Annotated in this window: 8 protein-coding genes and 1 pseudogene; 2 read left to right on the top strand and 7 right to left on the bottom strand. The window is 64.9% G+C overall.

What is annotated here, in order from left to right; all coding sequences use genetic code 11:
* Positions 1–62: 62 nt before the first annotated feature.
* The 4 genes from AC1DIO_RS05600 to AC1DIO_RS05585 all read right to left on the bottom strand — a co-directional run bounded on the left by AC1DIO_RS05600 (position 63) and on the right by AC1DIO_RS05585 (position 6,755).
* Positions 63–1,274, bottom strand: a complete 1,212-nt coding sequence (locus AC1DIO_RS05600) for a GGDEF domain-containing protein (protein WP_441505820.1) — start codon at positions 1,272–1,274, stop codon at positions 63–65.
* 154 nt (positions 1,275–1,428) lie between these two features.
* Positions 1,429–2,409 carry a Gfo/Idh/MocA family protein gene (locus AC1DIO_RS05595; RefSeq protein ID WP_441505819.1) on the bottom strand — a complete coding sequence of 327 codons (981 nt, stop codon included), beginning with the start codon at positions 2,407–2,409 and terminating at the stop codon, positions 1,429–1,431.
* 89 nt (positions 2,410–2,498) lie between these two features.
* Positions 2,499–5,342: an autotransporter domain-containing protein gene (locus AC1DIO_RS05590; protein WP_441505818.1), complete on the bottom strand. Its 2,844-nt coding sequence runs from the start codon at positions 5,340–5,342 to the stop codon at positions 2,499–2,501.
* A gap of 525 nt (positions 5,343–5,867) precedes the next feature.
* Positions 5,868–6,755, bottom strand: coding sequence for a LysR family transcriptional regulator (locus AC1DIO_RS05585; RefSeq protein ID WP_476853223.1), 888 nt, complete (start codon positions 6,753–6,755; stop codon positions 5,868–5,870).
* A gap of 96 nt (positions 6,756–6,851) precedes the next feature.
* On the opposite strand from AC1DIO_RS05585, the gene ampC reads away from it, so the two are divergent.
* Positions 6,852–8,027 (top strand): class C beta-lactamase, encoded by a 1,176-nt coding sequence (gene ampC, locus AC1DIO_RS05580; RefSeq protein ID WP_476853222.1) that lies wholly within the window; start codon positions 6,852–6,854, stop codon positions 8,025–8,027.
* 132 nt (positions 8,028–8,159) lie between these two features.
* Here the strand turns inward: ampC and AC1DIO_RS05575 are convergent, their stop codons facing one another.
* From AC1DIO_RS05575 to AC1DIO_RS05565, 3 genes are all read right to left on the bottom strand, one after another.
* Positions 8,160–9,575, bottom strand: coding sequence for an FAD-binding oxidoreductase (locus AC1DIO_RS05575; RefSeq protein ID WP_476853221.1), 1,416 nt, complete (start codon positions 9,573–9,575; stop codon positions 8,160–8,162).
* 176 nt (positions 9,576–9,751) lie between these two features.
* Positions 9,752–11,128 carry a M20/M25/M40 family metallo-hydrolase gene (locus AC1DIO_RS05570; protein WP_476776340.1) on the bottom strand — a complete coding sequence of 459 codons (1,377 nt, stop codon included), beginning with the start codon at positions 11,126–11,128 and terminating at the stop codon, positions 9,752–9,754.
* 177 nt (positions 11,129–11,305) lie between these two features.
* Positions 11,306–11,998, bottom strand: coding sequence for a GntR family transcriptional regulator (locus tag AC1DIO_RS05565; RefSeq protein WP_441489910.1), 693 nt, complete (start codon positions 11,996–11,998; stop codon positions 11,306–11,308).
* 210 nt (positions 11,999–12,208) lie between these two features.
* Here AC1DIO_RS05565 and AC1DIO_RS05560 point away from each other — a divergent pair.
* Positions 12,209–12,430, top strand: a pseudogene (locus tag AC1DIO_RS05560) (transporter substrate-binding domain-containing protein); the annotation flags it as partial.

Here is a 12,430-nt window from a genome sequence, read left to right as displayed (position 1 = left end):
CCCGCGCGTTCTACGCGTTCAAACCGGGCCTGATCCAGCATAGCGCGTCGCCTGCACAGCCGCTAGCCAAGCGTAAACCGGTCTCTGCCCTTCGCCTTGCTTACGTAAAGCAGACCGTCCGCCCGCCTGTAGATTTGCTCCAGTGTTTCAAGGCCGTCGAAGAGGGCCGCGCCGACGCTGGCCGTCAGGTGAGGGGCAGTGTCCGAGGCGTCATGGGGAATGTCGAGCGAGGAGACCGCGCGGACGAGATTATCAAGCATGGCGCATGCCGTATCAGGCCTGACCCCATAGAGGATCAGGCCAAATTCCTCGCCTCCCAGGCGCCCAACCATGTCCATCGGCCGCCGCAATCTCGCTTCGAGCGCGCGGGCCAGGCTGCGCAGAGCCAGGTCGCCGGCCTGGTGTCCGTAGCGGTCATTGTACTTCTTGAAGTGATCGACATCGAGAATGGCGAAGACGAGACCGGCGCGCTCGCGCCTGGCCTGGCGCAAGGCCGTTGCGGCGTGCTCCTCGAAGAAGCGCCGATTGCCGATACCGGTCAGTGCGTCGGACATGGCGCGGTTGTGCAGCATCCGACGCAGCAGGAAGTGATCGCGCTGGGTGTATTCGCGCAGATAGGCGCCGACCGCGCCGACGAAGACGGCAAAGAACATCAGGATCGAGATCCGGATATGCTCATGGATATGGCCGGGATCGAGCATGACGAACCCGAGCAGAGCATTCAGGACAGCGATCAGCATCGCTGCCGCGACGCTTTGATGGAAGGTCAGGCCGACCGGCAGGAACACCGCCATGATGATGACGAAGCCGGCCAGATCCGCCTGGGCGAGGCCGCGCAGCTTGAAGACATTGGCGCTGACTGCACTCGTCGTTCCAATCAGCACGAGAACGAGGAAGCTCAGCCGGTTATAGGCACGGGGCAGACGCTTGCCGACGAGGACCGAGATCAGGGAAAGCAGGACGGCGAGCGTGATCCAGCGCAGAGCGGCTGCGGCCAGGGCGTCGTAGCGCTGCGCCCGATATTCCGTCAGCGGGTCGATCCGTGCGATGTCGAGCGCGATGAAGACGAGCCAGATTCCGAGCGCGGTGAGCGCGCAGACCAGCGTGCTCATCCGCTGCTCGATGCGCATATAGCGGCGGTATTCGTCTTCCAGCCCCGAGACGAAGCGCAGGCGCTTGAAGCCTCGCGCGCGCTGCCCTGCATAGGAACTGTCGCGCGCAGGCGCCGGGGGCGCGTTTTCCGCGGCGTCTATGACCTGTTCCAAAGCACTCACCGCACAAGCCTGCGAGCGGAGTGCCTAACACTCCGTTGGGGAGAGGGGCACTGCGTCGCAATCGCTGCGGGTGTGCGCGGGGACGGTTTCGGAAGCCTTGCGCCGGTGATGAGAATGCGAGGGAAGGCGCGCGGCCCGCGCCCTAACGCCATTCCTAGCCATGCTCGCTGGCCAGGATGGCCTCGACGATCTCCTGAACGTTCAGGGCCTCAGGCAGMGTCGCGAGATGATGCGGCCCGCCCTGCGTGAGGCGGATGACACCCTGGAGCTGGCGCCTGAGTGCGACGGGGCGTGCATCCGCCTGTGACAATGCGTCGGCAGCGCGTTCCCAGCTGCCATCGGGCAGACGGCGTTCGGCGATCGACCAGTCGCAAAGCCGGACCGCGCCCCTATCACCTTCCAGCATCCAGATATTGTGGTCATCCTTCCCAGTGCTCCCGACACTGCCCTTGAGCGCGACGGGGATGTCCCCGGCCAGCAACCTGGCCTCAATCCGGCGCTCCGATTTGCCCGCCTCCGGGAAGGCCACGCTCGCCGTGAGCCCATGCAGGGGGCCAACCAGCCTGCGGCTCAGGAAGAGGAAATGCGACACGACCTCGCGGGTGAAACCGCCCTGCGGGGTTCTGTCCAGCCAGGCCGCGGCGTCGGCCTGCCAGGGGCGCGGCCAGGTCGCGAAGGCGACTTCGATCGAGACGCGGGACAGAGTGCCGACCGCACCCTGTGCGATCCACTCCATCAATGTCGCTACGGCGAGCGAGGACGCGAAGGGGAAATTGACCGCGCCTCTGTCGCCGGCTTCCGCAACAAAGGCGCGCGCATCGGCGACATCGACCGCCAGCGGTTTCTCGCAAAAGACACTCTTGCCGGCGCTGATGGCGGCGCGCGCGTGGGTGAGGTGGGAGGCTGGAGGCGAGGCAATATAGACGCAGTCGCTGGCGGCGACGACCGCTGCGGCGTCAGTCAGCCGCGGAACCTGCGGGAAGGTTGCGGCCATGCGCTCCATTGCCGAAGGCGCCGGATCCCAGACGCCGCTGACCTTCACCAGTTCCTGGGACTGGTCGAGAATGGCGTGCAGCAGCCGCTCACCCATGATGCCTGCGCCAATGATCCCGATCGAGAGAGTGCCGTTCTGCATCGCCTAAAAATCCCTGCTCTGAGCCGAGGAGCGCGATAGCAGGATTCCGTCAGCGCCACGAGCGCGCGAGCGGCCGTAATCACGCGTCGCTACCATGTGGCGCGCAGCCCGGCGGTGAATACATGGGTGGTGGCGTCGGCATTGAGCCGGACATCATAGTCGGCGAACAGTGTGGCGTAGCGGCCAGCGCGTGCCGACAGGCCCAGGCCGAGGATGGCGCTGTCGCGCGCCACTCTCGCGCCCTGGACCGGGAAGGAGGCCGCAGGCGCCCCAATGAAGGCGGTATCGAGCACCATCGCATCGTCGAGGAACTCGTGCTGCCAGCGGCCACGAAGCTCGACAGCGACGCGGCTGGAGGCGAGATCGAACTCCTTCGCCAGGCGCAGGCCCAGGCTGCCGAGGAGGCTTTCCGCGGATTGCTTGCCGGCCGTCAGGCCAATGCTGCCAGCGCCGGTCTCGCTGAATCCGTCCTGCTGCAGATAGCTGTAACGCAGTGCCGCCAGCGGCTCGAGCTTAGACCAACCGAGATCAAGGGCGTAGCCGGCTTCGAGGGCGCCGGTGAAGCGATCGCCACCGTATTCGGCCCTTGCCTGGCGAGAGAGCCCACCGAAGCTGATGCTGCGCTCAGATTCGAAATCGAGGCGGGCATAACCGAAGGTACCATCAAGGCGCAGCGGGCCGCGTGTGTAGCCGCCATAGAGCGCGCCTTCATAGGCCTTGATGCCGCCCTTKCCGGAGAAGTTGCGGAATTCGGCGTCAGTGCTGGAGTAGCCAGCGCTGAGCCCGACCAGAATTTCCGGAGTGATCTGCCGGTCAAAACCGGCGATCATCCCGCCGCCGCGATACTCGGCCCCGCCGGCATTGGCATTGCCACCAAGCGTCCCGATGATGCCATAACCCCGCGCCCAGACATTGTTCTGGGCCGCTGCCGGTCCGGACGGCAGGCGCCTCAGCAGCGCTGCGGCGGGACTCGCCGCGGCGCTCGATGCATAAGCCATTGCGGCGCCGGTTGCGGTGGGTTCGGCCGGGCCGGAGCGCAGATCGCTGAGCCGTTGCGAGATCATGGCACTGAAGGGGGCAGAGCCGCCGAGGGCGAGAGTACCAAGGCTGGCATGCGCCTCGCCGGAGAGGCCGGCAAGGGCCTGTCGCGCGCCATCCCGCGTGCCGGCGGCCTGCAGCAACCCCGCTACGTCGCGTAGATCCTGATCCGCACCGGCAACGCCGCGTTCGAGCGCGGCGCCGGCGGCGCATTGGTTGGCCGAGGCGCAGACGCCTGGCGTATCGAAGGGCAAGGTGCGGATATCGAGATGCGCCGTGTTCGGCTGGTAACGCAGGCTCGCCTGGATGAAGGGCGCCGAACCATCGCCCGGCGGCCCCTCGATGCCGTCGAAGCGGCCGATGAGGCCCTGTCCGGCGCTGAGCACCGGCATGGTCTGGAAGCGCGGCAAGAGTTGCGCCCGGCCTCCCATGGCGACGAGGCCGGAAAGGCTGGCGGTGCCGGTGACGGCAAGGTGGTTCCGCCCACCGATTGGGCCGACCTGCTGAACCAGAATGCCACCGGCCTGCTGCACGTAATTGCCGCTGATGGTCAGCGTGCCAGCGCCGCGGCTATCGCCGGCCCAGAGGGTGCCGGCATTGGTGACTGAGCCCGTGATCAGGCCGGAACCAGTGAGCGTGCCGGCCGCACCGATACTGGTCGGCGAGGCGATGCTGCCCATGATCGAGAGAAAGCCGCCGTCGACGCGTGTCGCACCGGCATAGGAGCTGTGGCCCGTGAGCATGAGTTCGCCCGCGCCGCGTTTGACGAGACCGCCGGTCCCGACGATGTCGTTTCCGAAGACGGCGAGGCCGCCGGGCTGCTCGACGACGAAATCGCCCCAATCGAAACGGCCAGGTCCGAGCACTGCCTTGCCGACATCGAGCAGGCCGTAGCCGAATATGTCGTCGACGCCGGGAGCGCCGATGTCCCGGGCGGTGCCGAGCAGGGTCTGGCGCACCTGATCGGCGCTGAAGAACGGGAACATCTGCCAGACCAGGGCCGCTGCACCTGAGACATGGGGAGCTGCAAACGACGTGCCGTTGACCTTGGTGTATCCGCCGTTCTTGTCGGCGACGACGATGGGATCGTCTGGAAATTCGCCCCACCAGTCCCCGCCGCCGGGAGCCGTCAGGCACCAGTTCTTGGCCACGCCGCAGCGGTTCGTGTACAACGGCTCGTAGCCTGGTCCGTAGGCCACCACGGCCAGCCAGCCGCGCTCCAGTTCCGGGAAATGATAGGGCAGGCCGGCTTCGATGCTCGGCTGGGTCCGCTCGTCATTCCCTGTACCCCAGACCAACAGGGCGCCAGATGCCACTGCACGACGATAGGCCGGCAGCTCCTGCCATCGAGCAAGCTCGCTCTGCGTCACCGACGTGACAGGATCGAAGCTGCCCCAGCTGTTGTTGATGACGCGCACCCCCCGGGCAACGAGCCCATCGTAGGCTGCAACGAAGCCTGAAGACGGCGCCGGAATTCCATCCTGATCAAAGACGCGCGCGCTGAGGATCGTAGCGCCTGGCGCCACGCCATGCATGCCGATGCCGTCGCGATTGGCAGCGATTACTGAGGCGACGCCCGTGCCGTGCCCTCCGGGGTCGGTCACAAGAGCGGTGTTCGCGATATAGTCGTAGCCACCCCCAAAGCGGCCTGCGAATTCGGAATGCCCGGTGAACACTCCGCTGTCCACAACGCCAACCAGGATGCCCGTGCCGTCGACGCCTCGCGCATAAGCGTTTGCGGCATTGATATAATCGAGTCCCCATTGAGCCTTGTATTCGGGGGGTCTCCACATACTGGGATCGGTAAGGAGGCCGCCCGACTGGGCTGAAGCAGCACTCGCCAGCGCCGTCGTCAGCAACAGGGCAGCGGCGGCTTTCTTAGGCAAGGACGGCACGCAGGCCTCAAAGGCAGGAATCGGGTGGTCCGGTCGATGATCGTCGGTCCAAGGCTTTGCGGCCGTATCTCCTCACCGTCAATACGGCAGATTTCGTATGGTGAAGGTGGGGTCAAGTTGGTTCGGACACTTCGACGACGCCTTCCAGTATGAGGACTTTGCCAAACCCTGGTCTGCGCGTTGCATCGCGGTGACCGAGAATTTCGAGCGCGAGACCGGGCTCAAGGCCTATGAGGCCTGGATGAGAAGCAGGACCGGCATCCCTACTGAGTGCGGGCGCCAGGTTCGCGCTCCACTCCTTTCGCATTGCTTTGGGCCTCGAAGCCAAGGACGAAGGCCCTGCGGTGAGCTCAGGGGCTGGGGTCCGCAATTGGCCATCTCTGCCCGTCCTGCTCGCCTGGCCGATCGCCATTCGCGTATCGCGTTCCAGAGCGATGTGCGATCGCCGAACCTCTGCCGGCACTTCAATGCAGGCGCCTGGACACTTCGGCCGCCGGCCGAATGCTGCTGGCGCATATTGCCGAATTACTCGTTCCGAGAATCCGGTTCCTGGGCCGCAATCCAGTCGGCGAAGGCCAGCATGGCAGCCGTCGGCTTCCGCGATTTGAGCTTGGTCAGCCAATAGCTTCCAAGCGAGATCGAGGCCGGGAACGGTCGCCGGATCGAGCCGTTGCGCAATTGGCGCGAGAACATGAGAGCCGGGGCGAGGGCTACTCCGACCCCTTGTTCGGCGGCCTCCATCATCGCGAGCGACGAGTCGAAGACGATGGCGCCTGCAATGTTGGGCGGCATGTCCGCGCCAGTGGCAGCAAACCAGCGGCTCCACTCGTCCATGCGGTAGCTGCGCAACAGAGTGAGCGTGCCGAGATCCTGCGGCGCATGGAGGGCGGCGGCCAGTTCGGGCGTACAGAGCGGCGTCAGGGGCGCCTCGAACAGCTCCGTAGCATCGAGACCGTGCCAGGCGCCGTTGCCGAACCGAATGGAGAAGTCCAATCCTTCGGCAGCCAGATCGACCCGATTGTTGTTCGTGGAGAGCCTCAGCTCGACGAACGGATGAGCGCGCCTGAAGTCCTCGAGCCGGGGCAGCAGCCAGCCGACCGCGAAGGTGCCCACCGCTCCGACCACGAGCAGTTCGCGGACMTTTCCCGACCCAACCCTGTCGAGCGTCGTGGCCAGGCGATCGAAGGCATCGCTCACGACGGGAAGGAGGGCTTCGCCCTCTGCCGTGATCCTGAGGCCGCGCGGGAGCCTGCGGAACAACTGAACGCCCAATCTCTGCTCGAGAGAGCGAACCTGCTGGCTCACGGCGGCTTGCGTCACCGCGAGTTCGATGCCGGCCCGCGTGAAGCTGAGATGCCTGGCCGATGCTTCGAACGCCCGCAACGCGTTGAGTGGCAGAAAAGGTCGAACCATCGATGCCCAAATTTAACTTATGGCTGATCCGACTTATCATCGTTTGCCGGGAGTTCGAAGGGGTMATAAACGGCGCCCATTCCGAATTGGAAGGAGATGCCCTTGTCCAAACGACTCTACGCCGGTCTGGCAGCCAGCGTTCTCGCCGGCACGCTGGGCAGTCTGTCCAGCGCCCACGGCGCAGGCCCCGATCAGGACGCCCGCGTGCGCCAGGCCGTCGACGAAGCGGTGAAGCCGGTGATCGAGCAGCACGGGATCCCCGGCCTGGCTGTTGCCGTGACGATCGATGGAAAGCGCTACTTCATCGAGTACGGCCTGGCCTCGAAGGAACCCAGGGTTCCTGTTACGCGGGACACGCTCTTCGAGCTGGGGTCGATCAGCAAGACCTTTACGGCGACGCTCGCGACCTATGCCGAGATCGAGGGCAAGTTGTCGCTGAACGACAGTGTCAGCCAACACATGCCCGAGTTGAAGGGCAGTGCCCTGGACGATGTGCGATTGCTGGATCTCGGCACGCATACGGCTGGCGGCTTTCCGCTTCAGGTCCCTGACGACGTCAAGGATCAGAAGCAGCTCATGGCCTATTATCGCGCCTGGAAGCCGCGCTTCACTCCCGGCACATACCGAAATTACGCCAACCCGAGCATTGGTCTTCTCGGCGTCGTCACCGCGAAGGCGATGGGAGCAAGCTTCGAGACGTTGATGGAGCGGCGATTGTTCCCGGATCTCGGGCTGCGCCGGACCTATATCAACGTCCCCGCGGCGGAAATGAAGAGTTACGCGTGGGGCTACAACCGGGAGGACAAGCCGATGCGGGTCTCCCCGGGCCTCCTCGCGACCGAAGCCTATGGGGTCAAATCCAATGCCGTCGACATGATCCGCTTCCTGGAGGTGAACATGGGCATCGGCACCGTGCCGGGGAAGGCGGCCGTCGCTGCGCGGGCGACCCATACCGGGTATTTCCGCGCGAGCGAGCTCATCCAGGATCTGATCTGGGAGCAATACCCCTATCCGGTCGAGCTGGATAAACTCGTCGCCGGCAACTCGGCCAAGATGATCCTGAACGGCGTCCCCGCGGTTGCGATCKAGCCGCCGATGGCGCCGCGGAGCGACGTGATCCTCAACAAGACCGGGTCGACCAATGGCTTTGGCGGCTACGTCGCCTATGTCCCGGCAAAGAAGATCGGGATCGTCATGCTCGCGAACAAGAACTACCCCAATGATGCGCGGGTGAAGGCCGCGCATCAGGTGTTGTCGCGGCTTGCCGAGTAAGTCTGGCTGGTTGCATTCGCCTGACGAAGGACAAACGGAGCAGGCTGCCTTGCAGGGGCCGCGCGTCCTGCTGCTACCGCTCCGATTGTGCCGTGATGCCGCGACGCGCGGACCCGAAATCGAGCGGCCGCGTCAGACCAGCCGCACCGCCTTGCCCGGATTCATCAGGTTCGCAGGGTCGAACTGGCGCTTGACGCCTCGCATCAGCTCCAGGTCGAATGGCGGCTTATAGATTTCGATGAGGTCGCGCTTGAGCTCGCCCAGGCCGTGCTCGGCGCTGATGCTGCCGTCGAAAGCCTCGACGAGATCATAGAGCGCCGTCTCGACCTGCTTATGCAGTGCGTGGCGCTCGGTGGCGTCGGCACCGGCCGGTGCCAACAGATTGAAATGCAGATTGCCGTCGCCGATATGGCCGAAAACGATCGGGCGCAGGCGCGCGTCGATCGCATTCAGCGCCGTCAGGCAGCGATCGACGAAAGCCGGGATGGCGCTGATCGGGGTGGAGACATCATGGCTGAAGCTGGGGCCTGCGCGCTTCTGTGCTTCCGTGATGTTCTCGCGGAGTGCCCAAAGCTGCTCGGCCTGTGCCAGGGAACGGGCGATGACGGCGTCTTCGACGATCTCCTGCTCGAAGCCTTCGGAGAGAACACTCTCCAGGATCGCTTCGAGCGGAATTTCCGGCGTCGCCGCATCGAGTTGCAGCAGCACATAGACGCCGCCGCGTAGTGCCGGTTKGGTGACATGCGGAGCATGGGTTTCGACCAGGGCGCGGCAGTCCTCGGTAAAGCACTCGCAGCCAGAGAGGACGTCGGCAGCGCGCGAGCGGGCTAGCTGGAACAGGCGCAAAGCCGCTGCGAAATCCCGGACGCTGGCCAGGGCGGTCGCGCGCGCCTGCGGTGCAGCGTGCAGTTTCAGCACGGCGGCGGTGACGATGCCGAGAGTTCCTTCCGAACCGATGAAGAGATGCTTCAGGTCGTAACCGGTGTTGTCCTTGCGCAACGCGCGCAGGCCGTTCCACACCCGGCCGTCGGGCAGCACGACCTCCAGCCCGAGCACCTGGTCGCGCATGTTGCCGTAGCGCAAAACCGCCGTTCCGCCGGCATTGGTGGCGATCGTGCCACCGATCTGGCAACTGCCTTCGGCGGCGAGGCTGACGGGAAAGAACAGGCCGGCATCGCGTGCGCGCTGCTGCAAAGTCTGCAGAACTACGCCGGACTCCACGATGGCAACGGCGTTGACGGTGTCGATCTCGCGGATGCGGTTCATGCGGCCAAGCTGGACGACAACCGCTTGGCCGCTGTCATCGGGAATCCCCCCGAAGACGAGGCCGGTATTCCCGCCCTGCGGGACCAGCGGAACGCGGTGGCGCTGGCTCCAAGCTGCGATCTCTGCGACCTGCCGGACGTCGGCTGGCCGGACCACAGCGCGGGCAAGTCCGTGTCGCCGGCCGCGCCAGTCCTCGCAGAACGGCGCGATGGCGTCAGCGTCGGTCAGGACATGGTCGGCTCCAACGATCTGCTCGAGCTCGTTCAGGGGGGGCGTGGACATTGCGTTCTCCTGGAAAGCCGCGAGCGTGAACGTGAGGGTTGAACCGCAGCCCGCATGAAGCAGGCGGCGGTTCAATCATGTCCGCCGAGCCTAGTCGATCTTCGTCTGAGGCCAGCCGTGGTCATCGTGGATTGCGGTGAAGGCCGGGCGGGCTACAGCTCGCCCGGCTCAGGTGTTCAGCGTGCCGGCGACTGACCGAGTTCGTGCAGGAGCGCCGCGCCGGTGCGAAGCCCGCTGTAGAAGCAGTCGAGAGTCAGGTTCTCATTTGGCGCATGGTTCGCTTCGTCGGGGTTCGCGTAAGGGGTGACGAAGGCGGGAATGCCGAGGATCTTGGTGAAGACATAGCCTGGCAGGCTGCCGAACCCCGCGGGGATCAGCAGTGGCTCTTCGCCCTGGGCCTTGACAAAGGCCTGGCGCAACGGCGTCGTAAAGGGCGAGGCGATGGGAGTCTTCGAGGGCTGCATCCCCCTGTCCTGAGCGATGAACTCGACCTCTGGGGCATGCTTGGCCACATGGTCCGCGACCTTGCGCAGAATGTCCTCCGGGTCCTGCGCCTCGACCAGGCGGATATCGCATTTCACGAAAGCTTCGTTCGGCAGCACGGTCTTGGTGCCGGGCCCGCCATAGCCGCCGTGGAAGCCGTTGATGGTCAGTGTCGGACGAAAGCAGAGGCGCTCGTAGAAGGGGCGGTCGGCAGGTGCGTCCAGGCGATCAAGCCCCAGGCTCTGCTTCACCGCCTCGGCGGCGCGGGGGAGGCGCTCGATAGCCGCGAGTTCCTCTGGTGTCGGCGGCTCGATATCGTCGTGGAGGCCCGCGATGGTGATCTCGCCCGCAGCATTCTTCATGGTGCCGAGCAGGTGTACGAGCGTCCAGATCGGATTTGGCACCACGCCACCGAAATTGCCGGAATGCACGTCCCGATTGGCGTGACGACAGCGCAGATCGAAGGAGATCACGCCGCGTGAGCCGAACTTGATCGCGGCCGCACCGCTGGCATGGCGCGGACCATCGGCCGTGACGGCGAGATCGGCCCTCAGCTTGTCCTTGTTGGCCCGCACGAAGTCGGCGATGTGCGGGCTGCCGATCTCTTCCTCGCCTTCCAGCAGGAGGATGACATTGCAGGGAAGCGTGCCATGCACCTTAAGATGCGATTCGATCGCCATCATCTGTGCGAAATGCTGGCCCTTGTTGTCGCCGACCCCGCGCGCATAGAGCCGGCCGTCGCGGATCGTCGGCTCGAAGGGCGGCGAGAGCCATTTGTCGAGCGGATCGGGCGGCTGCACGTCATAGTGGCCGTAGAGCAGCACTGTGGGCTTGCCCGGCGCCTTTTCCCAACGCCCGATGACCATGGGGTGCCCTTCGGTGGGCACCAGTTCGGTCTCGAGCCCGATATCGGTCAGCATCTTGACCAGCAGTTCTCCGACTTCAGCGATGCCGATATTCTCGGCACTGATGCTCGGGTGGCGCAGATAATCGATCAGACGATCAAGGAAAGGGGCGCGGTTCGCCTCGATATGATCGAAAACCGCGGCCAAGGTGTCGGAGGAAGCCATAAGTCTTGCACCTGCCAGAATTAGGAGAGCCAAAGTCGCACCCGTTCTGGTTACGATGGCCGCGGCAAACCCGTCCATGCGCGACATGAATGCGCGCCATCTCCGGACGCTGGATGCCGGTCCGTCGCTGCTGTCGCCAACGGCCTTGCGACGGCCGGGCCGATGGCGTCTGCTGGATCAGGTGATCAGTTGATTGTGAAAGGCGAAGTCGAGGCAGCCCTGGATGTGCTGCTCCAGAATAGCCTGAGCCTCCACAGCGTCCCGCCTCAGTGCACAGCCGAGCAGCGCCTTGTGCTCTTCGGCTGCAATCGCGCCGCGGAAGATCACGAAGACCATCTGGTACCGAAGGTAACGGTCATAGACGCCGGAATGGACATTCAGCAGGGCCTTGGAGCCGCAGGCCGAGACCAGGGCCTGGTGAAATTCCCAGTCGTAGCGCTTCCACTGCTCCGCTTGCGTGCGGTCGCCCGCGAGCAGGCTCGCTTCCATCCGCGCCAGCTTGTGATGGGCGGCAACGACGCGGCCTTCCCATTCCATGTCGCCGGACTGGAATGACTGCGCCAGGGCGCTCCTCTCGATGAGCAGCCGAAGCGCCGCGATCTCCTTCAGATCCTCGGCCGAGCACGGCGCAACCTGGAAACCGCGCTGTCCCTCTGCCGTGATCAATCCTTCCGGAGTGAGGCGGCTGAAGATTTCGCGCAGGGTGCCGATCCCGACGCCATACGCTGTCCGCAATTTTTCCAATGGCAGGCGTTGGCCGGGGCGAAGACGCCCGAAGACGATGTCCGTGCGGATGCGCTCATAGGCTTGTTCGCCGGTCGAGATCGGCGCGATGTCGTCGCCTGCAAAATCCGTCACGATGTCCGCCATGCCCTGCGCGCACCTTTTCGAGAGGGCCGTCCTACGACGCGTGCAGCCTCCGCGCCAGAACCAATGAGTGACGGCTGAAATCAATATCATCGGATGATTATGATATTATCGGTTGATGACGGCTTCGCTAGATGTAATGTGCTCGCAAGGTCGCCCGAGAGGCGCCCAATGGCGGCAGAGCCGTAACGGCCATCCCGGGGAGGAACGAGAATGATCAAGTCGAAATTGAACCGCCGTCAGGCTCTGTTGGCCGGCGCGGTCGGGCTTGCGGCGCCGAGCCTGTTGCTGCGGCCTGCGCTGGCGGTGACGCCGGCGGAGATCAAGGCGAAGGGCAAGCTGGTCGTGGGCATCCAGGGCGACAATCCGCCCTGGGGCTTCGTCACCAGCGCCGGCAAGCAGGATGGGCTGGATGCCGATATCGCGGCGCTCTTC

The organism is Allobosea sp. 05T439, from assembly GCF_056396005.1.
The sequence above is the reverse complement of the archived record's forward strand: the minus strand, read 5'-3'. Positions and strand labels throughout refer to the sequence as shown.